Below are 25,182 nucleotides of genomic sequence, written 5' to 3' on the forward strand. Positions count from 1 at the left end.
AGAATATCACCTGGGGCGGTTTTCCGCTCCATCCTCGCCGTCCAGGGCGTTCATCATGGACTCGCTGGCCACGAGGACGGCGTTGGTGAGCAGCTTCTGGACCTCCAGGAGCTCCTCCTCGGAGGCCTTCACCGCGGCCATGTCCTTGTTGGCCACGGCCATGCGCACCGCGTTCAGGGTGTCGCGCACCATGGTCTGCTCCTCCAGGGCCAGGAACTTCCCGCATTCGGTGAAGCTGCGGTCGCAGGAGAAGAGGAGGCCCTCGGCGGAGGCGATGTACTTGAGTTCGTCCCGGCGCCTGGCGTCGGCCTCCTGGTTGTTCTGGGCCTCCCGGAGCATGGCCTGGATCTCCAGTTCGGACAGGCCCGAGGAGGGCCGCATGCTCATGCTCTGCTCCAGGCCCGTGAGCAGGTCCTTGGCCGAGACCTTCACGATGCCGTTGGAATCGATCTCGAAGGCCACCTCGATCTGGGGCACGCCCTTGGGCAGGGGGGGAAGGTTGATGAGGTCGAAGCGGCCCAGGCTCTTGTTGAGCTCGGCCAGTTCGCGCTCGCCCTGGAGGACGTGCACCTCCACCCGGCTCTGGTTGTCGGTGACGGTGGTGAAGGTGCGGCTGTCCCGGGTGGGGACGGTGGTGTTGCGCTGGATGATCTTCACGTAGCCGCCGCCCTGGGTCTCGATGCCCAGGGAGAGGGGCGTGACGTCCAGGAGCACCAGGTCGGTGACCTCGCCGGTGAGCACGGCGCCCTGGATGGAGGCCCCGGCGGCCACCACCTCGTCGGGGTTGATGTCCCGGTTGGGCTCGCGGCCGAAGAAGTCCTTCACCACCTGCTGCACCAGGGGCATGCGGGTCTGGCCGCCCACGAGGATCACCTCGTCCACGTCCATGGCCGTTTTGCGGGCCTGCTTCAGGGCGTCCTGCACGGGGACCATGGTGCGGGCCACCAGGTCGGCCACCATGTTCTCCAGGTCCTCCCGGGTGAGGGTGGACTCCAGGTGCTGGGGGCCGGTGGGGCCCTGGGCGATGAAGGGCAGGCGCACTTCCACCCGGTCCAGGGTGGAGAGCTCGCACTTGGCCTTCTCGGAGGCCTCCTTGAGGCGCTGGAGGGCCATGCGGTCCTTGGTGAGGTCGATGCCCGTGGCGTCCCGGAAGTGCTCCACCAGCCACATGAGGATGGCCTGGTCGAAGTCCTCGCCCCCCAGGAAGGTGTCGCCGGCGGTGGCCAGCACCTCGAAGACCCCGTCGTTCATCTCCATGATGGTGAAGTCGAAGGTGCCGCCGCCGAAGTCGTAGATGGCCAGGGTCTTCTTGAGGCCCTTCTTGTCCAGGCCGTAGGCCAGGGCCGCGGCGGTGGGCTCGTTGATGATGCGCTGGACGTTCAGGCCCGCGATGCGCCCGGCATCCTTGGTGGCCTGGCGCTGGGCGTCGTCGAAGTAGGCCGGGACGGTGATGACGGCGTCGGACACCTCCTCGTGCAGGAAGGCCTCCGCGGAGGCCTTCAGGGCCTTGAGGATGATGGCCGAGATCTCGGGGGGGGCGTACCCGCGGTCGCCCACCCCCAGCCAGGCGTCGCCGTTGGGGGACTTGACCACGGGGAAGGGCAGCTTGGTCATGGCTTCCTGCACCTGTTCGGAGCCGAACTTCTGGCCGATGAGGCGCTTGACGGCGAACAGGGTCCGCTGGGGGTTGGTGACGGCCTGGCGCTTGGCGATGTGGCCCACCAGCACGTCGCCCTTGTCGGTGAAGGCCACCACCGACGGCGTGGTGCGGCTTCCCTCCCGGTTGGGGATGACGCGGCGCTCCCCGCCCTCCATGACGCACGCGCAGCTGTTGGTGGTCCCCAGATCGATTCCGATGAGCTTGCCGGCCATTGCGTTACTCCCCTGAGGGCGGTGTGGGCATTAATGGATTCAGGCGGGGGCCTGGGAGGGCTCCCCTTCCGGGTGGTTGTTGACGATGACCCGGGCCGGGCGCAGCAGCTGGTCCCGCAGGAAGTAGCCGCGCTCGTAGACGGCGGCCACGGACCCGTCGGGGAGATTGGCCTGGCTGGTGGTGGTGAGGGCCTCGGCGTGCTGGGCGTCGAAGGGGTCGCCCACGTTCAGGGCCAGGGGCTCCACCCCCGCCTTGCGCAGGGCCTCCTGCATCTGGCGCTGGATCAGCACCACGCCGCCGTGGAAATCCTCCAGGCTGGTGTAGGTGGCGTTGATGCACCGTTCGAAGCTGTCCAGCACGGGCAGGAGCTCCAGGAGCACCTTGCGCTCGGCCAGGGTCACCGCCAGCTGGGTCTCGCGGCCCACGCGGTTCCGGTGGTTGGTGAAATCCGCCATGAGGCGGTGGTGCTTGTCCTTGTGATCCGATTCGGCCTTCTCCAGGGCCTCCAGCCGGGCCCGGGCCTTGGCCAGTTCGCTTTCCAGGTCCTCCCGGCTCATGCCGGCCGTTGCCGGGTCCGCCGCGGCCGCGGGTGGCTCGTAGTCGCCGATCTCGTCCGCGAGGGCCTGCAGGTCGGCCCCCTCGCCAAATTCCTCGAGGGTCAGATCGACGGTCAGGTCGTTTTCCGGCGGCTGGGAATCGGCGGGGAAGTCCGGGATGGGAGGTTGGATTTTTTCGGTCATTGAGTACTCGATAATGAAATGTTAGGGGAAATGCGTCAAACGGATGTGGGTTTCCGCCGCTGGATTTCGTCGGACCACCACGCCAGGCTGCCCGCCACCTTCCGGTAGTCCAGGCGGAGGGGACCCACCAGGGCGAAGGTCACTTCGGCGCCCCGGTTGACGGTGACGGTGCGCAGGGCGGTGGCCAGGGGCATCTCCTGGAAGAAGGGGTTCTCGGATCCCAGGAGCAGCTGCACCTCCGAGGTGGCCGCCACGGCGAAGGCGTTGAGGAGGTGGGCCAGGCGCTCGTGCTGCTCGAAGGCCTCCACCAGGTTCCGGAAGCGGGAGGGATCCAGGAATTCCGGGCAGCGCCCCATCTCGCCCAGGCCGGCGACCACCAGGGGCGAATCCGTGGGCTGGGTCATGCGGGCGGCCACTTCCGAGAGGCGCCGGCTCAGTTCCCGGGCGTCGGAGGCCTGGCCCTCCAGATCGGTGATGAGGCGGTCCCGCATTTCGGGGAGGGAGCAACCGGCGAAATGGATGGTGGCGAAGTTCCCAAGTTCCACCAACTTCGATGCGGGGAACCCCCAGCGGTTCTCCATGATCTGGTGTTCCACCTCGCCGCCGGTGCCCACCCACACCGCCACGATGCGGGCGGGGGGCTTCTCGGGGCCCAGGGGGACGAACTCCAGGCGCACCATGCGGCTGCGGGTGAGGTGCAGGGGCAGGGCGATGCAGATGCCCTTCATGGCCTCGCTGAGCACCCGGCTGGCGTTGCGCAGCCACTGGGCGTCCCCGGCCTGCCCCTCCACCCCCCCGATGGCCTCGGTGAGCTGGGGGCCCAGGATGGGGTCGGGGCGGATGGGCTGGACGAAGTGGTCCACATAGTAGCGGTAGGCCTTTTCCGTGGGCACCCGGCCCGCGGAGGTGTGGGGCTGGTACAGGAGGCCCTCGTCCTCCAGGTCCGCCAGGACGTTGCGGATGGTGGCGGAGGAAAAGGCGCCCGGGATGCGTTTGGACAGGAGGCGCGACCCCACGGGCTCCCCTTCCACCAGGTAGGTTTCGATGAGGGCCTTGAGGACGGATTCGCTGCGAGGAGAGAGGTTGAGCGCCAAGGTCGGAAATTCCCTTTCGCGGGCGGTCCACGCCGCGCGTGACCCAACTATACTTCATTTTCAGCCCTTTCCCGGAGGTCCCCCATGACGTTTGCCCCAACCCTTCCGTCGGCCGCGATCCTCGCCGTCCTCCTCGCCTGCGGGCAGGTCTCCTGCGACCGCAAGCCCACCGAGGCCGAAGTGCAGGCCCAGGCCGCCGCCAAGGCCGCCGACGACCGGGTCGCCACCCTGGAAAAGGAGATTGCCGATATCAAGGCTGGCAAGCAGTCTGGCGCCGGCGACGCGGACACCGTCCAGCACATGTCCAAGGCCCAGCTCAAGGCCCTGGACCGCCGCCTGGCCGATGCCAAGAGGAGCGCCAGCCAGGCCCACCAGGACGTCCAGGCCATCGCCGCCGCCCCCAAGGCCGAGGCCGCCCGCACCGTGATCCTGGAGGTGCCGGCCCAGACCCAGGTGGCCGTGGCCCTCTCCCGGGAGCTGGACACCGAAAAGGACCAGGCGGGCGACGCCTGGGAGGGCACCCTGGCCGAGGACGTGACGGTGGGCGGCAAGGTCGCCTGGGCCAAGGGCACCCCCGTCAAGGGCGTGGTGGCCCAGAGCACCCCGGCCGGCCGGCTCCAGAGCGGGCAGGGCGGGCTGGGCATCCGCCTGTCCACCGTGGGCCGGAACGACGTGGAGGCCGGCACCTACGTGGTGGTGGGCGACAAGCGCGGCGAGCGCAACGCCAAGTTCATCGGCGGCACCGCCGCCCTGGGCGCCCTGGTGGGCATCCTCTCCAGCAAGGACAACCGGGGCGACCACGCCCTGGGCGGCGCGGCCATCGGGGCCGCCGCCGGCACCGCCGCCGCCGCGGGCACCGCCTCCACCGTCATCCGCATTCCCGCCTCCAAGCCGGTGGTCTTCACCCTGAGCGAGCCGGAACGGGTGGTCCTGAAATAGACTGGAGGCATGTTCAAGCTCCTCGCCAACCTCTGCGACGTCTGCCGTCGGCTCCACGCGCGCAACCTCCTGGCCGCGGCCGACGGCAACGTCAGCGTCCTGCTGGATGACGGGCGCATCGCCATCACCCCCTCGGGGGTGGCCAAGGCCCGCATGGCCCCCGCCGACCTGGCCTACCTGGCCCGGGACGGCCGGGTCGTTTCGGGCCGGCCCAGCACGGAGCGCCTCATGCACCTGGCCGTGTACCGGGCCTGCCCCGAGGCCCGGGCCGTGGTGCACGCCCATCCCCCCACGGCCATCGCCTTCAGCCTGGCCCACCCGGAATGGGCCTGCCTGCCCTCGGAGGCCCTGCCGGAGGTGATCCTGGCCGCGGGGAGCATCCCCTTCGTGCCCTACGCCCGGCCCGGCACCGCCGCCATGGGCGAGGTCCTGGCCCCCTTCCTCCCGGCCCATCGGCTCATGGTCCTGGCCCGCCACGGCGCCCTGGCCTGGGGCGAGAGCCTGGAGGAGGCCTACAACGGCATGGAGCGCCTGGAGCACGTGTGCCAGATCCTCAAGACCGCCCTGGACCTGGGCGGCGCCCGGCCCCTGCCGGACGCCGAAGTGGAGGCCCTGCGCCAGGCCCGCCTGAAAACCGGAAGGAAGCTCCTGTGAAGACCGCCGATTCCCTCGCCCTGCGCCACGACGGCCGCCGCCTCCGGATCCTCGACCAGACGCTCCTTCCCCATAGGGAGGAATGGCTGGAGGTGCCCGACCCCGACGCCATGGTCCTGCACATCCGGCGCCTGGCGGTGCGGGGCGCGCCCCTCATCGGCGTGGCCGCGGCCCTCAGCCTGGCCACCTTCGCCCAGGACGGCGCCGGTCCCGCCGAGCTGCGCCTGGCCGCGGCCCACCTGCGCCGGGCCCGCCCCACGGCCGTGAACCTCATGTGGGCCATGGACCGCATGGGGGCCATCCTGGACGGGGGCCGCTGCAAGGACGACGTGGTGATGGCCGAACTCATCGCCGAGGCCGAGGCCATCTTCGTGGAGGACGTGGCCCTGTGCGAGGCCATGGCCCGCCAGGGCCTGGGGCTCTTCGGGGAGGGGGAGGCGGTGCTCACCCACTGCAACTCCGGGGGCCTGGCCACCGCCGGCATCGGCACCGCCCTGGGCCTCATCCGCCGGGGCTTCGAGGCCGGCAGGGTCACCCACGTGTTCGTGGACGAGACCCGCCCCCTCCTCCAGGGGGCCCGCCTCACGGCCTGGGAGCTGGCCCGCCTGGGCATTCCCCACACCCTCCTCACCGACAGCATGGCGGCCATCCTCCTGCGGGAGGGCCGGGTGCAGCGGGTGCTCCTGGGCGCCGACCGGGTGGCGGCCAACGGCGATTTCGCGAACAAGGTGGGCACCTACGGCCTGGCCGTGCAGTGCCGCCACCACGGCGTCCCCTTCCACCCCGTGGCCCCCTGGTCCACCGTGGACCTGGCCTGCCCCGGGGGCGACGCCATCCCCATCGAGCAGCGGGACCCCGCCGAGGTGCGCGGCACCTGGGCCGCCGCCGGAACCCCCGCCTTCAACCCCTCCTTCGACGTGACCCCCGCGCACCTGGTGACGAGCCTGGTGACGGACCGGGGCGTGTTCACGGCCGCGGAACTGGCTTCCGGGATCCTCTCTCGCCCACGTCTCCGACCCACCCCCTAACCGTGAACGGTCCGTTTTCGACCGCTGATCCCCTTCATCCTGTTCATCCGGTTTCATCCCTGTTCCCGCAGGGCCAGCGACGAGATGGGGCGGCGCGCCACTGATCCGCATGCGCCGACCCATCCCAGCTCCGGCCCTGCGGAACCCGGGATGAACGCCGATGGAGGGGATGAATCGGGATCCGCCCTTCCTGGAACAACCCCTTCGTCACGGTTTCAAGGCGCCTTGGTTCATCCCGCACATCCTAAGACCGGAACCACCCCAGGGGTCCCGTGGCCTCCGTGCCGCCCTCCTCGCGGATCAGGCACCAGCAGTCCTCGTCCCGGATCTCGGGGGCGTGCACCGAACCCGGGGCGTGGTGCACCCAGTCGCCCACGGCCAGGGACTGGCCCTGGTCGTCCATGCGGCCGGCCAGCACCAGGATGCTTTCCGAACCCAGGTGCCGGTGGGCCTCGGCCCGGGCGCCGGTGGGGGAGTAGGCCAGGACGAGGCTCAGGTCCCGCTGGGGGTCCTTGAGCAGCTCCGCCCGGCGCCGGCCCTGGGCGCCGTCCACCCAGCGCCACTGGTCCTCGGGGGGGAGGCGGTGGAGGATGTCCGGGGGCAGGTGGTAGGGGCCGGGCTGGGGTCCCCGGGCGCTGGCCACGGTGTGGTGGGCCTCGGCGAGGATGGCCAGGGGCAGGTCGGGGCCGGCCTCCAGCAGGTCCCGGGCCTCGGCGGGCACGGGGGTGGCGGGCCACCCGCGGGGCCTGGCGCTGCCCAGGGCGGCCAGGGCCCCGTCCAGGGCGGCCTCGGCGGCTTCGGGGGCGGGGGGCTCCAGGCCGTCCACCAGGGCCGGCAGGGCCCGCAGGGTGGCCAGGATGGCCCGGCAGGAGGGGCAGAAGAGCAGGTGGAGCCGCACCAGGAAGGTCTGCCAGAGGGAGAGCGTCCCGTCCACGAAGTCCGAGAGCAGGGCGTTGGAAGCTTCGCACGTCAGGAACAGAGTCATCCCCGCCTCCCCGTCATGAACGCGTCCAGGAAGCCCCTCAGGCCCAGGCGGGCCCGGTGCAGGCGCTGCCGCACCAGCCCCCGGCTGATGCCGAGCTTGGAGGCCACTTCGTCCGTATTCATACCTTCCAGGTCCCTCAGAATGAAAACCGCCCTCTGGTCGTCGGAAAGCTGGTTGAGGCCTTCGCGGATCTTGGCCCGCATCTGGTCCCGCTCCACGGACACCAGGGCCATGGCGTCCTGGCTCCAGTCCCGCATCCTATCCGTATTCATCAGATGCCCGTCAGGGGCGAAACGTGGCAAGAAATCTTCAATGGCGTCCTCGCGGCGGCGGATCCGTGATCTGCGTAACATTAGTGCTTCATTTATGCAGATGCGGTAGGCCCAGGTGGAGAACTTGCTCTTCCCCTGGAAGCGGCCCAGCTCCGTGTGGATGCTGATCAGGGCCTCCTGCAGGGCGTCCTGGGTGTCCAGGGTGTCCTGGAGGATCCGGTGGATCCCGGCGTAGAAGAGGCCCAGGTAGGGCCGCACCAGGGCGCTGAAGGCTTCGCCGTCGCCCTCCTGGGCGCTGGTGATGAGCTGGCTTTCGATGGGAGGGTTCATCCAGGCAACCTAGCGCGGCGAAAGGGGGATGCGGATCGTGAAGGTGGCGCCCAGGCCCGGTCCCGGGCTCGTCGCCTTGATATGGCCCTGGTGCAGGGTGACGATCTCCCAGCAGAGGAAGAGCCCCAGGCCCGTGCCGGGCACCTGGCGGGTCATCTCGTCCCCCACCCGGTAGAAGCGCTGGAACACCCGCGGCAGCTCCCGGGCGCTGATCCCGTTCCCGCGGTCCGTGACCGTGATGATGGCGAATTCCCCGTCGGAGTCCAGGGTGATCTCCGTGGAGCGGGGCTCCGGGGCGTACTTGAAGGCGTTGGAGAGGAGGTTGTCCATGACCTGGCCCATGGCCCTGCGGTCCATGTCCGCATGAATGCCGATTCCCAGCTGGAGGTTCAGGCCCAGGGAACCCGTGCCCAGCCGGTGGTCCATGGACTCGACCACCTCCCGCAGCCACGGGGCCACTTCCGTGGGTTCGAACTTCAGGTCGAGGCTGCCCGCGTCGGCCCGGGCCACCTCCAGCAGGTTGCCCACCAGCTCCGTGAGGCGCACCAGGTCCCCGTCCATGAGCTTCTGGATCCGCGCCCGGCGCTCCGGCCCCAGCTCCCGGGTGTAGAGGGTCTCGATCCACACCCGCAGGCTGGCGATGGGCGTCTTGAGCTCGTGGGTGACCGAGGCGATGAAATTGCGCTGGCGGAGCATCAGCTCCATCTCGGAATTGAGCTTGCGGTAGATGTAGCTGAGGCCCAGGAGCACGGCCAGCACCATGACCGCGGCCTCCCCGGCGGCCCTCCACAGGGCCAGGGTCCGTTCCCGTTCCATGGCCCCCAGGATCTCCACCCGCAGGGTCAGGAAGGCGGACTGGTCCAGGAGCATGGGATCGTCCGGCTCCACGGGGCCCGGCACCACCGCCACGTAGGGGAAGCGTCCCTCGATGGCGGCCTTGCGGGTGGCCAGGGGCGGGAACTGGGGGAGCCTGGCCTCCACCGTGCCCGGCTTGGCCGTGCCCGGGTCGCCCTGGAACACGATGCGCAGGATCTCGACGCTGTCCATCTGCCAGGCCTCGGCCCGGCCCGCCCTCATGGTGGCGATGCGGGCGTTCTGCAGATTCCGGGATTCCCGGATCTGGAGGCTGATCCACCAGGCCATCTGACTGAGCAGAATGAAGGCGACGCTCCAGAAAATGAGGCGCTCGGTGGCGGGAGGTTTGAGGTGGGCCGCTTTCATCCATTGCTTAGCATGTTGAAAAAACAGTCTGAGGCCTCCGGCGGGAAATCCACAAGGGGTCTTGCAATGCGGCCCCGGACGGGCATCCTTTAAATCGAATGACTTCCTTGCCCGTCAACCCCTTCAAGCCGGGATCCTCCCCCAACCGCCCGGCCCCCGCCGGTCCGGTTCCCGCGGGCCTGAATCCGGGCGCGAACAACGAACTGCTGGTGGAACTCCTCCACGGCCAGCGCCTGGTGTCCACGCTCACCCAGGAGGTTGCCGAGCTCAAGACCAAGCTCGCCCGCAGGACCCACCAGATGGGCGTGCTCCAGCACGTGGCCGAGATCCTGGCCGCCACCCCCAAGGCCGCCCAGGTGGCCAGCGTGGTGCAGGACGTCTTCGTCCAGGAATTCGGGGCCCGCACCTGCATCGTGTGGATGCTGGAGGACAGCGGGGCCTGCTACGAGCCCCGCAGCGCCCACGGCCTGCCCCGGGCCGTGGGGGCCCGCCTGCGCCTTCCCGCCCCCAATCCCTTCCCCAACGCCCCCATGGTGCTGTTCCAGGACCAGTGGCTGGACCCGTCGGTGCACAAGGGCTATCTGGATCCCCTCCGGCCCACGGAGGACACCGCCCTCTACTACGTGCCCTTCGAGAACCAGCTCCTGCTCATGGGCTTCGCCGTCATCGGCCTGGACGCGGGCCGGACCCTGGAGGAGGACCAGAACTCCCTCACCATCCTCCAGCGCCAGGTGGCCTCCAGCATCTACAACGCCTGGCTTTTCCGGGACCTCGGGAACCAGCGGGACACCCTGCGGCGCCAGACCGGGGAACTGGAGAAGGCCAACGCCGCCCTGCGGGAGGCGGACCGCTTCCGCAGCGAGTTCCTGGCCCTCACCAGCCACGAGCTGCGCACGCCGCTCACGGGCATCATGGGCTTCACGCGCCTGGTCATGGACGGCCTCTACGACGACGAGGAGGAGATGAACCGGATGCTGGCCGACAGCTACAATTCCGGCAAGCACCTCCTGGACCTCCTCAACGACATCCTGGACCTGGCCAAGATCGAGAGCGGCCGCATGCAGATCCGCATCGATCCCTGCGCCCTGGCGGGCCTCATGGACGAGGTGAGGACCATCGTCCAGGCCTACCCCCGCAGCCCCGGGGTGGAGCTGGTCTGGCCCGAGGGCCTGGAGGCCATGCCCGAGGTGCTGGCGGACTCCGGGCGCCTGAAGCAGGTGCTCATCAACCTCCTCTCCAACGCCCTGAAGTTCACCAAGGAGGGCGCCGTCACCGTGGCCGTGGAGCGGGGCATCGGCGAGATCGCCCTGTGCGTGGCCGACACCGGCATCGGCGTCTCCCGGGAGGCCCAGACCCGCCTCTTCCAGAAATTCGTCCAGGCCGACGGCGGCCACTCCCGGGAGTACGGCGGCACCGGCCTGGGCCTGGTCATCTGCAAACACCTCATGGAAATGATGAACGGCACCATCGCCTTGGCGAGCGAGGGAGAGGGCAAGGGGACGACCATGACCCTCACGCTGCCCATCGCCTAGGTGTCGAAGGTACGGGTCCCGGACCTTCGCCCCGGGTCGTCATCGCCGGACAAGCCGGCGATGACGGGGGGTGTGGAAGGGACGCGCGGGCTGTGCTGCGCCCCTTTCCTTCGCTGGGCGTTCCGGAGCCGGATCGCGGGGGCCCCCCGGCCAGCCCCAGGCAGGTGCGCGGCTTCCAATGCCCTGTTGGATCCGCTTCGCGTGCGGCGGACCGCCGCCGGAAGCCGCCGACGCTGATCGGCCATTCAACGTCGGCGCGCCCCCTACGCCACGCCCCCCACTCGCAGCGAGCCCCCCACACCCTAGGCCCCCCCGGAAGGCCCCAGGTCCGACCCACCCGAGCCCCCCAACGAAGCCGGAAGGTGAAACCCAGCCCCATCGTCCGCTTCGCAACCCAACGAGGCCGGCTTGTCCGGCCGAGTACCCGGGTCGAAGGTCCGGGACACGGGCGCCTACCCAACCTCCCCAAAACCCCGCTTGTCCGAGGAATCCGGGCCTCGTAAACTGAGGCATCTTTGGAGACTGGCATGAAACGCAGCGCCCTCGGCATCGCCTTCACCCTTGTCGCCCTCACGGGGCTCCATGCGGACGAGGGGATGTGGACCTTCGACAACCTTCCGGCCGCGCGCATGAAGGCGAAGTACGATTTCACGCCGGACGCGGCCTGGCTCGACCATGTGCGCCTGGCCACGGTGCGCTTCCCCGGGGGGACAGGCTCCTTCATCAGCGGGGACGGCCTGGTCCTCACCAATCACCACGTGGGCCACGGCTGGATCGAGCGGGTCTCCGACGCCGCCCACGACTACGTCAAGAACGGCTTCGTGGCCAAGGACCGGCAGGCCGAGATCAAGGTTCCCGGGCTGGAGCTGGCCACCCTCATGGCCATGGAGAACGTCACGGCCCAGGTGGCCAAGGCCGCCGGGGACCCCCGGGAGGCCCTGGCGCGCCTCGCCCGGGAATCCGGGGCCCGCACCGGCCTGCGCTGCGAGCCCGTCTCCCTCTACCAGGGCGGCGAGTCCTGGCTCTATTCCTACAAGATCCACAAGGACGTGCGCCTGGTCATGGCGCCGGAGTACGCCATCGCGGCCTTCGGCATGGACTGGGACAACTTCTCCTTCCCCCGCCACGACCTGGATTTCAGCCTCTTCCGCGTCTACGAGGACGGCAAGCCCTACGTGCCGCCCCACCACCTGGCCTTCGCGCCCTCGGGGCCGAAGTACGGCGACCTCACCCTGGTGGTGGGCCACCCCGGCCACACCTCCCGCCTGGAGACCCTGGCCCAGATGGAGGCGTACCGGGACGCCCTGAACCCCGCGCGCATCCGGACCCTGGACCGCACCCGCAAGGCCCTCCACGCCTTCGCGGCCCGGGGCGCCGAGAACGCCCGCATCGTCTCGGGCACGCTCATGGGGCTGGAGAACTCCTACAAGGTCTTCGTGAACGAGACCCTGGGCCTCAAGGACAAGGACGCCATGGCCGCGGTGGCCGCCGCCGAGAAGGAGCTGCGGGAGGCCGTGGCCAAGGATCCGGCCCTGCAGGCCTCCACGGGCCGGAGCTGGGACCTGGTGGCCGAGGCCATGGCCCGGCGCAGCGCCGTGGCCCGGGAATCCGCGGCCTCCGGCGGGAGCCTGCTGGGCTACGTGCACGGCCTGCTCCGCCTGGAGGAGCAGCTGGCCCTCCCCGCCGCCCAGCGGGGCGCGGGGTACCGCACCGACAAGGAGCTCGAGGCCCGCAGGGCCGCCCTGGGCGGACGCCGCCTGACGAACCCCGGCCTGGAGCGCGAGACCTTCCTGGCCGCCGCCAAGGGCGCCCTGGAGGACCTGGGTCCCGACCATCCCTTCGTGAAGGCGCTCCTGGACGGCCGCAGCCCCGAGGCCGCCACCCAGGCCCTCTTCGACGGCACCCGGCTCCTGGATCCCGCCGCCCGGGCCAAGGCCGCGGAGGCCGGCGTGAAGGGCTCCACGGATCCCCTGGTGGTCCTGGGCCGCAGGCTCTTCGGCATCCAGGAGTCCCTGCGCAAGGTGCGCGAGGAGACCGAGGCCGTCATCGCCGAGCAGGGCGCCCGCATCGCCCGGGCCCGCTTCCAGGTGAAGGGCCGGTCCGTGTATCCCGACGCCACCTTCACCCTGCGCCTGTCCTACGGCGCCGTGGAGACCTACCCCGCCAACGGCACCCTGGCCCAGCCCTTCACCACCTTCGGCGGGCTCTACGACCGCGCCGACGCCTGGGGCCCCGACGCCGAGAACCATTCCTGGGAGCTCCCGGAGCGCTGGGTCAAGGCCCGGGGCAAGCTGGACATGAGCACCCACTTCGACTTCATCACCACCAACGACATCATCGGCGGCAATTCCGGCTCGCCCATGGTGGACCGCCAGGGCCGCGTGGTGGGCCTGGTCTTCGACGGCAACATCGAATCCAACGCCGGGCGGTTCTTCTTCGACCCCCGCGTGAACCGCGCCGTTTCCGTGGATGCCTCGGCGATCCTCGAAGCGCTGTCCAAGGTCTACGACGCCAACCACCTGGCCACCGAAATCAAGTCCAAGTAACCCTGGAGCCCCCATGAAGACGCGATCCCTCCTCCTGCCCCTGGCAGCCATCCTGGCCTGCGCCCCCGGCCTCCGCGCCGACGAGGGCATGTGGACCTTCGACAATCTGCCCGTGCAGAAGCTCAAGGCCGACTACAACTTCACCCCCGACCAGGCCTGGCTGGACCACGTGCGGCTCTCCTCCCTGCGCTTTCCCGGAGGCAGCGGCTCCTTCATCAGCGCCGACGGCCTCGTGCTCACCAACCACCACGTGGGCCGCGGCTCCGTGCAGCAGCTTTCCAGCAAGGAGCACGACTACATCCGCGACGGCTTCATCGCCGCCACCCGCGGCGAGGAGCTGAAGGTCCCCGGCCTCGAGCTCTACACCCTCATGGCCATGGAGAACGTCACCGACCGCGTCAACAAGGCCGTCAAGCCCGGCTCCGACGACAAGGAGGCCCTCAAGGCCCGCAAGGACGAGCTGGGGAAGATCACCAAGGAGATCCAGGACCGCACCGGCCTCACCGCCGAGGCCGTGACCCTTTACGCGGGCGGCGAGTACTGGATGTACCAGTACAAGAAGCACACCGACGTCCGCCTCGTCATGGCCCCCGAGCAGCAGATCGCGTTCTTCGGCGGGGATTCCGACAACTTCACCTACCCCCGGCACAACCTCGACTTCACCCTCTTCCGCGTCTACGAGGACGGCAAGCCCTACCACCCCGCCCACCACCTGAACTGGACGAAGACCGGCGTTAAGAACGGCGACCTCACCTTCGTGGTGGGCCACCCCGGCAGCACCGAGCGCCTGGGCACCTCCGCCCAGATGGCCTTCGCCGGCGGGTTCAGCCTGCCCATGCGGATCAAGGGCATGGAGCGCCAGCGCCAGGCGCTCCTGGACTACGCCAAGCTCTCCCCCGAGAACAAGCGCCAGGTGGGCTCCACCATCTTCGGCCTGGAGAACGGCATCAAGGCCATGAACGGCTACCTCGCCGGCCTCAAGGACCAGGAGGCCATGGCCCGGATCGCCAAGGCCGAGGCGACCCTCAAGGCCAAGGTGGCCGCCGACCGCGACTCCGACGCGGCCGGGAGCTGGGACGCCATCGAGAAGGCCCTGGAGGTGCAGAAGGCCCTCTTCCAGGAGAGCCAGGCCCTCAACGCCCGCTCCGGCGCCGCCTATGAAAGCGCCCTCCTGGGCCACGCGCTCACCCTGGTGCGCCTGGCCGAGGAATCCGCCAAGCCCTCCGATCAGCGCCTGGAGGAGTACCGCGACACGCGCCTGGAGGGCGTGCGCAAGCGCCTCCTGGTGAACCGTCCCTTCTACCCCGCCCTCGAGACCGCCATGTTCACCTTCGGCCTCACGGAATCCGCCGGCACCCCGCTGGTGGCCTCCATCCTGGGGGGACGCACCCCCGCCGAATTCGCCAAGGCCGCCGTGGACGGCTCCCGCCTGAACGACCCCGCCGTGCGCAAGGCCCTGGTGGAAGGCGGCAAGAAGGCCATCGACGCCAGCCAGGACCCCATGATCGTCCTGGCCCGGAAGATCGACGGCCCCAACCGCGAGTTCCGCCGCAAGCTGGAGGACCAGGTCACCTCCGTCCTGGCCGAGCACGGCGGCCGCATCGCCAAGGCCCGCTTCAAGGCCTACGGCAAGAGCGTCTACCCCGACGCCACCTTCACCCTGCGCATGACCTACGGCCCCGTGGCCTCGTACCCCGCCAACGGCACCCACATCCAGCCCTTCACCACCCTGGGCGGCCTCTACGACCGCGCCGCGGCCTGGGGCCCCGAGGCCGAGAACGGCGCCTGGAGCCTGCCCAAGCGCTGGATCGAGAACCGCTCCAAGGTGAACCCCGACACCCCCTTCGTCTTCGCCCACGCCGTGGACATCATCGGCGGCAACTCCGGCTCCCCCGTCATCGACCGCAAGGGCGACCTCATCGGCCTGATCTTCGACGGCAACATCGAGAGCCTCCCCGGCCACTTCTTCTACGACGGCAAGGTCAACCGCGGCATCGCCGTGGACGCCCGCGCCATCCTGGAGTCCCTGGACAAGGTCTACGCCGACAAGCCCATCGTCCACGAGATCCTCGGCAAGTAGCCGACCCGCTGTCCGAGGGGCCCCGGATCCCTTTCCGGGGCCCCTCGCCGTCGGCAACCAACCCTTGACCTTCCGCCCATTCAAAGGCAAACTGATCTTTCGCCGGCAGCGGCATGGGCCCATAGCTCAGCTGGTTAGAGCACCTCCCTTTTAAGGAGATTGTCGCCGGTTCGAGTCCGGCTGGGCTCACCACTCTCCACGAAGTCCTTGAAAACCAGCAGATCCACAGCAGTCCAACCCAGGGGGCCATCGTCTAGGGGTTAGGACGTCGCCCTTTCACGGCGATAACACGGGTTCGAATCCCGTTGGCCCTACCAGCAAACACCCTTGAGAAATCAAGGGTGTTCTTGTTTCTGCTCAGGTTATTCGGGTCAGCCAATGCGCGATGCCTGGGGCGGCAAGGACATTGATGAGGCCCACGCAGACCATCACAAGACCGGCGATGGAGCCCATTTCGGAATCGAGCTGCAGGGCCCGGGCCGTGCCTACGCCATGGGCGCCGAGGCCGAACAGCGCGCCTCGCGCGAGGTTGCTGCGGATGGGCAGCACATTGAGGAGCAACTCGCCCAGGGAGGCGCCCATCACCCCGGTGATGAGCACGAAGACCGCGGTTAGGGCCGGCACCCCGCCGAGGCCGCTGGAAACGGTCATGGCGAAGGGCGTGCTCATGGACCGGGGCAGCAGGCTGAGCCGGACCGGCCCGGAAAGCCCCAGCCAGCCGGAAAGGACCCAGGAGGAGAGCATGGAAGCCGTACTGCCGGCCAGGACACCCACCAGGAGGAGCAGCCAATGCCGGGCGATGAGCGCCCGGCAGCGGTAGATGGGCACGGCGAACGCGATCGTCGCCGGCGCCAACAGCCCAACCAGCAGGCGCGGCCCGCGGATGTAATCCCCATAGCCAACGTGGAGCAGGAGGGCGACCCCAAGGAGCACCGCTGGAGCGAGGATCAAGGGAGAGGTCCACCAGGCGCCGAAGCGGCGGTGGACGCGTTTTCCCACGGCATACATCGCGATCGTGGCCGCGAGCCAAAGGCCCGCCGTGATCCACGCGTCATTTGCTGGCATGGGCCCTCCTTGACCGGCCGGCCCAGACGCAGAATTCGATGGTAAAGGCCGTGGTGACCATCACGACCAGGATGCCCAGGGCAATCGCGAGCAACAGCTTCAACCCAAGAACGCCTAAGAACTGGGGGTAGTTGAGGAGCGCCAGCATGGGTGGCAGGAAGAACAGAAGCATTTCGCTCATGAGCCATTTGGAGCCAAGTTGGATGGTCCGTACCGGCAACAGGCCGCTGAGGAGCAGGGCGAGCACGATGAACAACCCCAGGATCGCCCCAGGGATGGGGGCGCCCGTTCGCTTGACGATCCACTCGCCAACCCTCCAGAACCCGATCAGGGCGGCCACCTGGAGCACCCTTGTCCGGACCAGCCGGAACCAGCGCGGACGCCGCGAGGCGTTGGCCGCACGGGGACGGTGGGGGGATGCTTGGCGGGGGTGGACCCAGGACATGTTCATGTCTGGAAGGTTAGGTTTCCGGTTGATATTCCGGAAGTGAATATAATGAATTTGTCTTATTCCAAAGGGGAATAACAATGGAGCTGCAACCGCTGCGCATGTTCGTCGACGTTGTCCGGCATGGCGGATTTTCCCGGGCCGCGGCGGTCGTCCATGCCTCGCAATCCACCCTCAGCAAAGCGGTCAAGCAATTGGAGGACGAATTTGGACAGGCGCTGCTGGAGCGCCTCCCGAGGGGGATCAAACTCACCGCCGCAGGGGAGGTGATGCACCGGCGGGCGACAACCCTGTTGGCCCAGGCCGACGACCTCAGGGCCGAGTTGGACGAACTCCGGAACGTGAAACGGGGCGTGCTGCGGCTCGGAGTTCCGTTCGTGGGCAGTGATGTCTTGTTTGCCAAGCCCTTGGCTGAATTCCGCAGGCGTTATCCCGGGATCGAGGTCCAGCTGACGGAACATGGCAGCAAGAAACTGGAGGAATTGGTGCTTGCGGGCGAACTGGAGGTCGCCGCCTCGCTCCTGCCGGTCCCGGAGGTGTTCGCCTGGAAGGAACTGCGGCGGGAACCGATCGATCTCCTGGTCGCGGCGGATCACCTGTTCGCCGAGGCGAAAAGCGTCCATTTCAAGGATGTGGCCGAGGAGCCGGTCATTCTCTATGCCCCCGGGTTCGCCCTCAATCCCATCATCCTCGACGCCTGCCGCCGGAATCATTTCACGCCGAAGGTCATCGCCCAGACCAGCCAGGTCGGCTTCGTCATGGCGCTGGTCGCCGCCAAGCTCGGCGTGGCCTTCCTGCCTCGAATGATCGCCTCACAGATGCCAAACCCCGCGACGCGCTGCATTCGGATCGGAGGGCCCTCGATTCAATGGCATATGGCCCTGATCTGGCGGCGCGACGGCTTCCTTCCTCCCGCCGCCAAGGCCTGGCTCGATGTCGTGGATGGCAAGACCTAGAAAAGCCACTGGCTTTGAGCCTCAATTGCTTTCCGCGGCCCCATCCGTATTCCTGAAAACTTCCTCCCAGGTCCGGCTCCATGGGGCTTCGGGAACGACCGGGTTCCATCGTGCGGAAGGCCGCGTGCCGATGATGGGATCCCCTTGTTCCATTTCCGGGATCCAAGGGCGATCAATATGGATTGAAGTATTAATATTGCAGGTGATGGTGTTTGGCTCCCTTCTTGCTGTCCTGGAACCTTCCCCGGGGTTATCCGCATGCCGACGCTTCACTTCAGCCTGACGCAGAGTCTTCGGTCCCTGGCCCGGGCCCCGGGTTTCGTGGTGGCGTCCTGCCTGACCCTCAGCCTCGGTTTGGCGGCCGCGCTGGCCGCCTTCGGGCCGGCTTGGGACATCCTGGGGCGCCCCTTCGACTTCCGGGATTCCGAACGGATCGTGACCGTTTCGGCGGAGGGTCCCGAGGGCAGCACCTTCATCAGGCCCATGAAGGGCTCCGATTTCTGGACCCTCCGCAGGGAACTGAAGGCGACGGAGAGCCTCGGCGCCTGCCGGGACGCGTTTCCCGAGGCGGACCTTCCCGAAGGGAAGGCGCCGGTGAGGATCGCCCTGGTGACGGACGGGTTCTTTTCCACGATGGGGATTCCGCTGCTCCTGGGCCGGGACGTCGAGCCCGGGGAATCCAGACTGGGGGCGGACCGGACGGTGATCCTGGAGCACCGGTTCTGGATGCGGCGGTACGGGGGCGATCCCGCGGTGCTGGGGCGGACCCTGAACCTGGATGGCGTGCCCCACGCGATCGTCGGCGTCCTGGCCCCGCAGCGGCGCAAGCCGTGGTTCCTGGGTGATATGGTGGCCTTCAAACCGTTGGCTTTCGAGCCGGGCGGACGGATTCCCGGCGGCGGGGTCTGCTGGGTTTTCGGACGGTTGTCCCAGGGGGGAAGGCTGGCGGGCCTCCAGTCGGAACTGGACCGGGTCGCCCCGTCCCTGGGACCGACCCGGCCCGCCGGCGATCGTTCCTGGGGCCTCAAGGCGAGGGGCCTGGTGGCCCAGTGGCGGGCCCAGGAAGCGCCCGCCCTGGCCCTGACGCTGGCGGCGGGAGGCCTCGTCCTGCTCCTGGCATGCGCCAACGCCGCCCACCTCCTTCTGGCCAGGAACCTGGCCCGCATGCGGGAATGGGGGATCCGCACCGCCCTGGGCTCGGGCCTCCTGGGCATGGGGTCCATCATCCTGACCGAGGCGGCCCTCCTGGTCCTGGCCTCCTTGGGCCTCGCGGTGCCGCTCCTGGCGGGGCTCCGGGCAGCCGGCCTCCTGGATCTGCCGCCCCTGGGACGGGTGCTCAACCTGCCGGCCCTGATCGCGGCCCTCATCCTGGCCCTGGCCGGGATCTCGGCCCTGCCCATGCGATGGGCCACCCGGACGGATCCCGCCCTGGCCCTGCAGGAAGGGGGCACGAGCACGGCCACCCGGCGCAGCCGCCGGCTCCGGGGCGGCATGGCCATCTTCCAGGTGGCTCTGGCCATGGCCCTGCTTTGTGGGGCGGGGATGGCCCTTCGGGCCCTGGAGCGGCTGCGGCGGACGGATCTCGGCTACGCCTACAAGGACCTGGCCGTGGCCTGCTTGCGGAGCGACCGGGGAATGGACGAGGCCCTCCAGCGCCAGTTGGTGCGGGAGGCCGAGGCCATCCCCGGCGTGAAGGCGGCGGCCCTGTCCAGTTCGTGGCCCCTGGTGGACCAGGGGAACGGCGAGGATCTCCTGCCGGAGGGCGGCTCCGGGACCCTCCATGCGGACTACCACCGCACGGGTGGCGGCAACCTGGCCACCCTCGGGCTTGCGCTCCTGGCCGGGAGGGATCTGGAAGCCGGCGACCAGGACGCATGCATGGTGAGCCGATCCTTCGCTGAACGCGCGTGGCCCGGCGCCGATCCCCTGGGCCGGCGCGTGAGCCTCCCGGGGGGGGGCCGGCCGCCCCTGACCGTGGTCGGGGTGGTGGGGGAGGCGCGCATGAGCCGCTTGGCCCGGGCCCCCGTCCCGGCCCTTTACGCCCCCATCGCCAAGGACCTGCCTGGGTTCCCGGGGCTCTACCTGAGAACGCGCCTTTCCACGGGGGCCCTGGGCGGCCCCCTGGCATCCATCCTCACGCGCCTGGATCCCTCCATCCGGATCCAGTCCATCAACCGCCTGGAAAACCTGGCCAGCCGGGAATACGAACAACCCCGGCTCCTGTCCCGGCAGGCCCTGGTCGCGGCCGTACTGGCCACCGTGCTGGCCGGGGTCGGATTGGCGGGAACCCTCGCGGAGACCGCGGCCCGGCGGCGGCGGGACTGGGGCATCCGCATGGCGCTGGGGGCCGGCCCCTGGCACCTGGTGCGCCACGTCCTGGGGGACCTGGCCCGGATCCTGGCGCCGGGCCTGGCCCTGGGCATGGGCCTCGCATGGGGGCTGGGCCGGGTCCTCCAGTACCAGTTCCCCGGAACGGATCCCGCCGATCCCGCCATGTTGGGGGGCGCAGCGGTCCTCCTGGCCCTGGCGGGGTTTGCCGCCGGCACCCTTCCCGCCCTCCAGGTGCTGGGAATCCGCCCCGCGGAATCCTTGCGGGCCGAGTAGGTTCCCCCTCCAGGCCGATCCGGATCCGAAGACCGCGGCTTCGTCCTTCTGAATCAGGCGCTTGTGGGTGCTGCGTGGAGAGACAACCCCAGAGCCCGGACTACCTTGAGGAACGTGATCATTTCTGGATTTCCATCCTCGGACAACGCCTTGTAGAGCGATTCTCGGCCAAGGCCCGCCTTTCGAGCTATTTCTGACATGCCCTTCGCGCGGGCAATGGTGCCAATGGCCTGAAGAATGACCTTCGGGTCTCCGTCCTCGAGAGCAGCTTCAAGGTAGGCTGCGATCTGCTCATCGTTTTGGAGATAGCGGGCGGCATCGTAGGGGCGAGTGCGTGCACGGACCTTCGCCGGGTCCAGAGCGGGAACCGTGGAAGCTTTGGCGGTGGCCATGTCAGGACTCTCCCGAGAACCTCTCTCATGACGTAATGTATCCCATAGGATACAAACCGCAAGGGGAAGATGCAGGTTTTTCAGAATCCGTCAGGGGCCCGCCCTCACTTCCCCTTGGCGTTCTTCGGGGTCCCGTCCTTCTCCAGATACTTGTCCGGATTCCGTTCCAGGTCCTTGCCGCAGTTGGCGCAGCACACGCGGTAGCTCCGGCCGCGGACGGCGACGGTGGGGCTCTTGGTGTCCACCTTCATGGGGCAGGTGGGGCAGACCAGTTCGTGGGGGCGGGCTGAGGGGTGGCCAGGGCGATGAGGGGAAGGGCGAGCCAGGGAAGGGGCATGGGGACTCCGGGGTGCGGGGGAGAGCATGGCAGGGTCCCGGGGGCGCCCGGAAGGGCGCGCCCCTGCGTCATTTTGCCGCAGGGACGGGGGGGGCGGGAGGAGGTAGGGTTGAGGAAACGTGACAGTTCGAGTCTTGTTTCGAGGGTGGAGTCGGGCCCTCCTGGAGGTTTCCGTGGGCGTGGGGCGCGTGGGCGGGTTCTGGATGGTGGCGGCTTCCCTGCCGGTGATGGCGGGGGGGGCGCCGGAGGGGCCGAAGGAGGGGAAGGTCCGGGAGACGCCCTCGGCGGTGGTGGAGGTGACGGCGCCGCTGCCCTCGGAACCGCTGGTGACGGTCCTGGATCCCCGGGGGGCGCGCCAGCCGGTGCCCGCCCAGGACGGAGCGGATGGCCTGAGGACCGTGCCGGGCTTTTCCGTCGTGCGCAAGGGGGGCAGTGACGGGGATCCGGTGCTGCGGGGCATGGCCGGGTCGAGGCTGCTCCTGCTCCTGGACGGGGAGCAGATCCTGGGCGGGTGCGGCGGGAGGATGGACCCTCCCACGGCCTACGTCTTCCCGGAAAGCTTCGACCGCATCACGGTGGTGAAGGGGCCCCAGACGGTGCTCCACGGCCCGGGCAACTCGGCCGGGACGGTCCTTTTCGAGCGCACCCGGGAGCGGCTCGCCGGGCCTTCCGTGAAGGGCTACGCCAGCGCCATGGGCGGGAGCTTCGGGCGCGACGACGAGGTGCTGGACGTCACCGGCGGGAACCGGGACATCGTCGTCCGGGGCACGGGAACCCGGTCCCACGCGGGGGATTTCCGGGACGGGGGCGGGGCCTCCGTGCACAGCTTCCACACCCGCTGGAGCGCGAACCTGGCCCTGGGCTGGACCCCCGGGGACGACACCCGCCTGGAGGTGACCACGGCCCGCAGCGACGGCGAGGCCGCCTACGCCGACCGGGGCGTGGACGGCACCCGGTTCCGGCGGGAGAACGCCGGCTTCCGGGCGGAGTTCCGCCGGGTGGCGTCCTGGCTGGAGAAGGTGGAGTTCCAGGTCTTCCGGAACTACGTGGACCACATCATGGACAACTACTCCCTGCGGACCTTCACGCCCACGGTGATGGCCCCGGAGCCCTCTGCCATGAATCCCGATCGCACCACCACGGGGGGGCGGCTGGCGGGGGAGCTGCGCCTGGGGGCCTCGACCCTGGCCACCCTGGGGCTGGATGCCCAGCGCAACGAGCACACGGGGCGCATGAGCATGATGCAGTGGTCCATGCCCGAGGAGGGGATGCCCCGGGTGGCCGATGCGCGGTTCCGGAACGCGGGCCTCTTCGGGGAGGCGCGCCACGCGTTCACCGGGGCGGACCGGGTCGTGGGGGGCCTGCGGGTGGACCGGTGGCGGGCGGAGGATCCGCGGCCGCGGGTGTCCACGGGCATGATGGGCAGCTCGCCCAATCCCACCGCCGGCGCCCGGCGGAAGGAGACCCTGGGCGGCGGGTTCCTGCGGTACGAGCGGGGCCTGCCGGAGGAAGCCACCTGGTACGCCGGGATCGGCCGGGCCGAGCGGTTCCCGGACTACTGGGAGGCCATCGCCAAGGAGAGCCTGGCCTCGGTCAGCGCCTTCGGCACCCGGCCCGAGCGCACCACCCAGGTGGACCTGGGGTGGATCCGCCGCGCGGGCCCCCTCCAGGGCTCCCTTTCGGTGTTCGCCAACCGGGTTTCGGATTACATCCTGATCCAGTCCAATGTGATGAAACCCGCCGGCATGATGGGGACCCGCGCGGCGACCGTCACCCGCAACGTGGACGCCGCCAGCTACGGCGGGGAGGCCACCGGGATGGTGCGCTTCGCCGGGGGGCTTCGCCTGGATGGGAGCCTGGCCTACGTGCGGGGGCGGAACCGCACCGATGGGCTGGCCCTGGCCCAGATTCCCCCCCTGGAGGCCCGCCTGGGAATCGTCTACCAGGGGGACACCTGGTCGGCAGGCCTGCTGACCCGGGGGGTGGCGCGCCAGGACCGGGTGGCGGTGAACCAGGGCACCATCGTGGGCCAGGACCTGGGGCCCACGGGGGGATTCGGGGTGCTCTCCCTCAACGGGGCCTGGAACGCGGCCCCCGGCCTCGTGGTTTCCTTCGGGGTGGACAACCTCGCCAACCGCCTTTACGCCGAGCACGTCAGCCGCGGGGCGACCGCGGTTCCCGGCTACGCCCCGCAGACCCTCCGGGTGGGGGAACCGGGCCGGAACCTCTGGGTCAAGCTGGCCTATGCATTCGGGGCGTGCCATTGACGGCGGATCGTAGGAGCATGGGGGCCATGACCTATCCGATCCCAGGCCTGTCCTACGCCTGGCTTGTGCGGCTGCGGTGGATCACCGTGGCCGCCCAGGCCGCGGCGATCCTCCTGGCGGCGCGGCTGCTGCCCGGCGCCCTGCCGGTGCCCGCGCTCCTGGGCCTGGTGGCCGCGGGGGCCGCCAGCAATGCCGCCCTGGCCTGGTTCCTGCGCCGGCCGGAACCCCCGCCCCGGCACCTGCCCGGCGCGGCCCTGGCCCTGGATATCCTTCTGCTCACGGGGCTCCTGTACGGCAGCGGCGGCCCGGCCAATCCCTTCACGGCCCTGTACCTGGTGCAGATCACCCTGGCCGCCGTGGTGATGCGGGGGGGGTGGGCCTGGGGCCTCTCCCTCCTGGCCGCCTCGGGCTACGGGCTCCTCTTCTTCTGGAACGTCCACGTGCACGCCCTGGGCCACATGGACCACGGGGGCCAGGGCATGTCGCTCCATCTGCTGGGCATGTGGGTGGCCTTCGCCATCACGGCCAGCCTCATCGCCATGTTCGTGGGCAAGGTCACCGAAGCCCTGCGGACCCGGGAGGAGGACCTGGCCCGGCTGCGGGAGCGGGACGCCCGCCACGCCAAGCTGGCCGCGCTCACCACCCTCGCGGCGGGGGTGGCCCACGAGCTGGGCTCGCCCCTGGGCACCATCGCGGTGGCGGCGGGGGAGCTCCAGCGGGAGGCGGAGGCCATGGGGCGGCCCGGGGAGGCCCTGGCCGGGGACGCGGCCCTCATCCGCCGGGAGGTGCACCGCTGCCGGGGGATCCTGGACCAGATGGCCGATCCCAGCGGCGCCCTGTTCGGGGAGGATCCCAGGCCCGTGGCCTGGGGGGAGGTGGCGGCCCTGGTGGCGGCCCAGGCCCCCCCGGAGGTGCGGTTCGAGGTCCCGGCGGGGACCGCCGGCCCGCTGCCGGTGCAGGGGCTGGTGAGGACCCTGAGGGCCCTGCTGGCCAACGCCCTGGAGGCCTGCCCGGAGCCGGGGGGGATCCTGGTGCGGGCCTGGGAGGAGCCCGGGGCCTGGAACCTGGAGGTGGTGGACCGGGGCCGGGGCATGGCCCCGGAGGTGCTGGCCCGGGCCGGGGATCCGTTCTTCACGACGAAGGAGGCGGGGGAGGGCATGGGGCTGGGCCTCTTCCTGGCCCGCACCTTCGCCGAGCAGCTGGGGGGCGGCCTGACCCTCCAGTCCTCCCCGGGCGCGGGCACGCGGGTCCGGATGCGGTGGCCCGGCCATGGCTGAGCCCGGGCCCTCCCTGCTGCTGGCGGAGGACGACGCGCCCTTCCGGGAGCGCCTGGCCACGGCCCTGCGCCGCCGCGGCCTGGAGGTGCAGGCGGCCTCCTGCGTTCCCGAGGCGCTGGCCCTGGCCCGGGAGGAGAGCCCCGAGTGGGCCCTGGTGGATCTCCGCATGCCCGGGGGCTCGGGCCTGGACTTGGTGCGGGAATTGAAGGGCCTGGACCCGGAGACCCGGGTGGTGGTGCTCACGGCCTACGGCAGCATCGCCACGGCCCTGGAGGCGGTGCGCCTGGGCGCGGCCCACTACCTGACCAAGCCCGCGGACGTGGACCGCATCCTGGCCGCCTTCACCGGCGGCCCCAGCGCCCCGGAGGAGGCGTCCACCCCCTCCCTGGACCTGGTGGAATGGGAACACCTCCAGCGGGTGCTGGCGGACTGCGAAGGCAATGTCTCCGAGGCCGCCCGGCGCCTGGGCATGCACCGCCGCTCCCTGCAGCGGAAGCTGGACCGGACCCGGCCGCCGCGCTGATCCGCCGGGGGGACGGGAA

The 25,182-nt window shown here is 69.9% G+C and carries 21 protein-coding genes and 2 tRNA genes; 13 read left to right on the forward strand and 10 right to left on the reverse strand.

Features of this window, described 5'->3' with window-relative positions; translation table 11 throughout:
- Nucleotides 1-6 precede the first annotated feature (6 nt).
- The 3 genes from dnaK to hrcA are packed head-to-tail and all read right to left on the reverse strand — an operon-like array spanning nucleotide 7 to nucleotide 3,707.
- Complete coding sequence (gene dnaK / locus R2J76_RS05170; RefSeq protein ID WP_316414740.1) at nucleotides 7-1,872, reverse strand: molecular chaperone DnaK; 1,866 nt, start codon at nucleotides 1,870-1,872, stop codon at nucleotides 7-9.
- A gap of 39 nt (nucleotides 1,873-1,911) precedes the next feature.
- Nucleotides 1,912-2,613, reverse strand: coding sequence for a nucleotide exchange factor GrpE (locus R2J76_RS05175; protein ID WP_316414741.1), 702 nt, complete (start codon nucleotides 2,611-2,613; stop codon nucleotides 1,912-1,914).
- A 35-nt stretch (nucleotides 2,614-2,648) separates the two neighbouring features.
- A complete protein-coding gene (hrcA, locus tag R2J76_RS05180; protein WP_316414742.1) occupies nucleotides 2,649-3,707 on the reverse strand; it encodes a heat-inducible transcriptional repressor HrcA in 1,059 nt (352 codons plus the stop codon).
- 84 nt (nucleotides 3,708-3,791) lie between these two features.
- Here hrcA and R2J76_RS05185 point away from each other — a divergent pair, with 84 nt between their 5' ends.
- From R2J76_RS05185 to mtnA, 3 genes are read left to right on the forward strand one after another with little or no spacing between them, the layout of a single operon-like run.
- The gene (locus R2J76_RS05185; protein ID WP_316414743.1) at nucleotides 3,792-4,646 is read left to right on the forward strand and encodes a hypothetical protein; all 855 of its coding nucleotides are present in this window, start codon (nucleotides 3,792-3,794) and stop codon (nucleotides 4,644-4,646) included.
- 9 nt (nucleotides 4,647-4,655) lie between these two features.
- On the forward strand, nucleotides 4,656-5,300 hold the full coding sequence (locus R2J76_RS05190) for a class II aldolase/adducin family protein (protein WP_316414744.1): 645 nt from the start codon (nucleotides 4,656-4,658) through the stop codon (nucleotides 5,298-5,300).
- A complete protein-coding gene (mtnA, locus tag R2J76_RS05195) occupies nucleotides 5,297-6,328 on the forward strand; it encodes an S-methyl-5-thioribose-1-phosphate isomerase (protein WP_316414745.1) in 1,032 nt (343 codons plus the stop codon). The genes R2J76_RS05190 and mtnA overlap by 4 nt, the downstream gene beginning before the upstream one ends.
- 244 nt (nucleotides 6,329-6,572) lie before the next feature.
- Here mtnA and R2J76_RS05200 read toward each other — a convergent pair whose 3' ends face one another.
- The 3 genes from R2J76_RS05200 to R2J76_RS05210 are packed head-to-tail and all read right to left on the reverse strand — an operon-like array spanning nucleotide 6,573 to nucleotide 9,136.
- Nucleotides 6,573-7,313 (reverse strand): cupin domain-containing protein, encoded by a 741-nt coding sequence (locus R2J76_RS05200; protein WP_316414746.1) that lies wholly within the window; start codon nucleotides 7,311-7,313, stop codon nucleotides 6,573-6,575.
- A complete protein-coding gene (locus R2J76_RS05205; RefSeq protein ID WP_316414747.1) occupies nucleotides 7,310-7,915 on the reverse strand; it encodes an RNA polymerase sigma factor in 606 nt (201 codons plus the stop codon). Before R2J76_RS05205 ends, R2J76_RS05200 begins: the two co-directional genes overlap by 4 nt.
- 9 nt (nucleotides 7,916-7,924) lie before the next feature.
- Nucleotides 7,925-9,136: a sensor histidine kinase gene (locus tag R2J76_RS05210; RefSeq protein ID WP_316414748.1), complete on the reverse strand. Its 1,212-nt coding sequence runs from the start codon at nucleotides 9,134-9,136 to the stop codon at nucleotides 7,925-7,927.
- 107 nt (nucleotides 9,137-9,243) lie between these two features.
- Between R2J76_RS05210 and R2J76_RS05215 the strand changes: the two genes are divergently transcribed.
- The 5 genes from R2J76_RS05215 (at nucleotide 9,244) to R2J76_RS05235 (ending at nucleotide 15,611) form a co-directional block, all read left to right on the forward strand.
- The gene (locus tag R2J76_RS05215; RefSeq protein WP_316414749.1) at nucleotides 9,244-10,668 is read left to right on the forward strand and encodes a HAMP domain-containing sensor histidine kinase; all 1,425 of its coding nucleotides are present in this window, start codon (nucleotides 9,244-9,246) and stop codon (nucleotides 10,666-10,668) included.
- A gap of 527 nt (nucleotides 10,669-11,195) precedes the next feature.
- Nucleotides 11,196-13,214 carry a S46 family peptidase gene (locus tag R2J76_RS05220; RefSeq protein ID WP_316414750.1) on the forward strand — a complete coding sequence of 673 codons (2,019 nt, stop codon included), beginning with the start codon at nucleotides 11,196-11,198 and terminating at the stop codon, nucleotides 13,212-13,214.
- A 13-nt stretch (nucleotides 13,215-13,227) separates the two neighbouring features.
- Nucleotides 13,228-15,294 (forward strand): S46 family peptidase, encoded by a 2,067-nt coding sequence (locus tag R2J76_RS05225; protein WP_316414751.1) that lies wholly within the window; start codon nucleotides 13,228-13,230, stop codon nucleotides 15,292-15,294.
- Nucleotides 15,295-15,409: 115 nt separating this feature from the next.
- A tRNA-Lys gene (locus R2J76_RS05230) sits at nucleotides 15,410-15,486 on the forward strand.
- Nucleotides 15,487-15,536: 50 nt separating this feature from the next.
- Nucleotides 15,537-15,611: transfer RNA gene (locus R2J76_RS05235), tRNA-Glu, on the forward strand.
- 40 nt (nucleotides 15,612-15,651) lie between these two features.
- Here the strand turns inward: R2J76_RS05235 and R2J76_RS05240 are convergent.
- Both R2J76_RS05240 and R2J76_RS05245 read right to left on the reverse strand, forming a co-directional pair.
- On the reverse strand, nucleotides 15,652-16,359 hold the full coding sequence (locus R2J76_RS05240) for an LrgB family protein (protein WP_316414752.1): 708 nt from the start codon (nucleotides 16,357-16,359) through the stop codon (nucleotides 15,652-15,654).
- Nucleotides 16,346-16,699: a CidA/LrgA family protein gene (locus R2J76_RS05245; protein ID WP_316414753.1), complete on the reverse strand. Its 354-nt coding sequence runs from the start codon at nucleotides 16,697-16,699 to the stop codon at nucleotides 16,346-16,348. Before R2J76_RS05245 ends, R2J76_RS05240 begins: the two co-directional genes overlap by 14 nt.
- 188 nt (nucleotides 16,700-16,887) lie before the next feature.
- On the opposite strand from R2J76_RS05245, the gene R2J76_RS05250 reads away from it, so the two are divergent.
- Together R2J76_RS05250 and R2J76_RS05255 are read left to right on the forward strand one after the other, a co-directional pair.
- On the forward strand, nucleotides 16,888-17,763 hold the full coding sequence (locus R2J76_RS05250; protein WP_316414754.1) for a LysR family transcriptional regulator: 876 nt from the start codon (nucleotides 16,888-16,890) through the stop codon (nucleotides 17,761-17,763).
- Nucleotides 17,764-18,021: 258 nt separating this feature from the next.
- A complete protein-coding gene (locus tag R2J76_RS05255; protein WP_316414755.1) occupies nucleotides 18,022-20,367 on the forward strand; it encodes an ABC transporter permease in 2,346 nt (781 codons plus the stop codon).
- A 53-nt stretch (nucleotides 20,368-20,420) separates the two neighbouring features.
- Here the strand turns inward: R2J76_RS05255 and R2J76_RS05260 are convergent, their stop codons facing one another.
- Together R2J76_RS05260 and R2J76_RS05265 are read right to left on the reverse strand one after the other, a co-directional pair.
- Complete coding sequence (locus R2J76_RS05260) at nucleotides 20,421-20,759, reverse strand: addiction module antidote protein (RefSeq protein ID WP_316414756.1); 339 nt, start codon at nucleotides 20,757-20,759, stop codon at nucleotides 20,421-20,423.
- Nucleotides 20,760-20,863: 104 nt separating this feature from the next.
- Nucleotides 20,864-21,010, reverse strand: a complete 147-nt coding sequence (locus R2J76_RS05265) for a hypothetical protein (protein ID WP_316414757.1) — start codon at nucleotides 21,008-21,010, stop codon at nucleotides 20,864-20,866.
- Nucleotides 21,011-21,269: 259 nt separating this feature from the next.
- Between R2J76_RS05265 and R2J76_RS05270 the strand changes: the two genes are divergently transcribed.
- From R2J76_RS05270 to R2J76_RS05280, 3 genes are read left to right on the forward strand one after another with little or no spacing between them, the layout of a single operon-like run.
- Nucleotides 21,270-23,363, forward strand: coding sequence for a TonB-dependent copper receptor (locus tag R2J76_RS05270; RefSeq protein ID WP_316414758.1), 2,094 nt, complete (start codon nucleotides 21,270-21,272; stop codon nucleotides 23,361-23,363).
- Between the two features lie 26 nt (nucleotides 23,364-23,389).
- On the forward strand, nucleotides 23,390-24,640 hold the full coding sequence (locus R2J76_RS05275; protein WP_316414759.1) for a sensor histidine kinase: 1,251 nt from the start codon (nucleotides 23,390-23,392) through the stop codon (nucleotides 24,638-24,640).
- Nucleotides 24,633-25,163, forward strand: a complete 531-nt coding sequence (locus R2J76_RS05280; protein ID WP_316414760.1) for a response regulator transcription factor — start codon at nucleotides 24,633-24,635, stop codon at nucleotides 25,161-25,163. Before R2J76_RS05275 ends, R2J76_RS05280 begins: the two co-directional genes overlap by 8 nt.
- The last annotated feature ends 19 nt before the right edge of the window (nucleotides 25,164-25,182 follow it).

Origin of the sequence: Mesoterricola silvestris, assembly GCF_030295405.1 — a bacterium.
GTDB lineage: Bacteria > Acidobacteriota > Holophagae > Holophagales > Holophagaceae > Mesoterricola > Mesoterricola silvestris.

Excerpts from the sequence above, each read along its gene's own strand:
- R2J76_RS05190 (WP_316414744.1), top strand. The coding sequence starts at position 4,656 with ATGTTCAAGCTCCTCGCCAACCTCTGCGACGTCTGCCGTCGGCTCCAC.
- R2J76_RS05210 (WP_316414748.1), bottom strand. The coding sequence starts at position 9,136 with ATGAAAGCGGCCCACCTCAAACCTCCCGCCACCGAGCGCCTCATTTTC.
- R2J76_RS05225 (WP_316414751.1), top strand. The coding sequence starts at position 13,228 with ATGAAGACGCGATCCCTCCTCCTGCCCCTGGCAGCCATCCTGGCCTGC.
- R2J76_RS05175 (WP_316414741.1), bottom strand. The coding sequence starts at position 2,613 with ATGACCGAAAAAATCCAACCTCCCATCCCGGACTTCCCCGCCGATTCC.
- R2J76_RS05240 (WP_316414752.1), bottom strand. The coding sequence starts at position 16,359 with ATGCCAGCAAATGACGCGTGGATCACGGCGGGCCTTTGGCTCGCGGCC.
- R2J76_RS05220 (WP_316414750.1), top strand. The coding sequence starts at position 11,196 with ATGAAACGCAGCGCCCTCGGCATCGCCTTCACCCTTGTCGCCCTCACG.
- R2J76_RS05280 (WP_316414760.1), top strand. The coding sequence starts at position 24,633 with ATGGCTGAGCCCGGGCCCTCCCTGCTGCTGGCGGAGGACGACGCGCCC.
- R2J76_RS05260 (WP_316414756.1), bottom strand. The coding sequence starts at position 20,759 with ATGGCCACCGCCAAAGCTTCCACGGTTCCCGCTCTGGACCCGGCGAAG.
- R2J76_RS05205 (WP_316414747.1), bottom strand. The coding sequence starts at position 7,915 with ATGAACCCTCCCATCGAAAGCCAGCTCATCACCAGCGCCCAGGAGGGC.
- R2J76_RS05275 (WP_316414759.1), top strand. The coding sequence starts at position 23,390 with ATGACCTATCCGATCCCAGGCCTGTCCTACGCCTGGCTTGTGCGGCTG.
- dnaK (WP_316414740.1), bottom strand. The coding sequence starts at position 1,872 with ATGGCCGGCAAGCTCATCGGAATCGATCTGGGGACCACCAACAGCTGC.
- R2J76_RS05250 (WP_316414754.1), top strand. The coding sequence starts at position 16,888 with ATGGAGCTGCAACCGCTGCGCATGTTCGTCGACGTTGTCCGGCATGGC.
- R2J76_RS05265 (WP_316414757.1), bottom strand. The coding sequence starts at position 21,010 with ATGAAGGTGGACACCAAGAGCCCCACCGTCGCCGTCCGCGGCCGGAGC.
- R2J76_RS05255 (WP_316414755.1), top strand. The coding sequence starts at position 18,022 with ATGCCGACGCTTCACTTCAGCCTGACGCAGAGTCTTCGGTCCCTGGCC.
- R2J76_RS05200 (WP_316414746.1), bottom strand. The coding sequence starts at position 7,313 with ATGACTCTGTTCCTGACGTGCGAAGCTTCCAACGCCCTGCTCTCGGAC.
- R2J76_RS05185 (WP_316414743.1), top strand. The coding sequence starts at position 3,792 with ATGACGTTTGCCCCAACCCTTCCGTCGGCCGCGATCCTCGCCGTCCTC.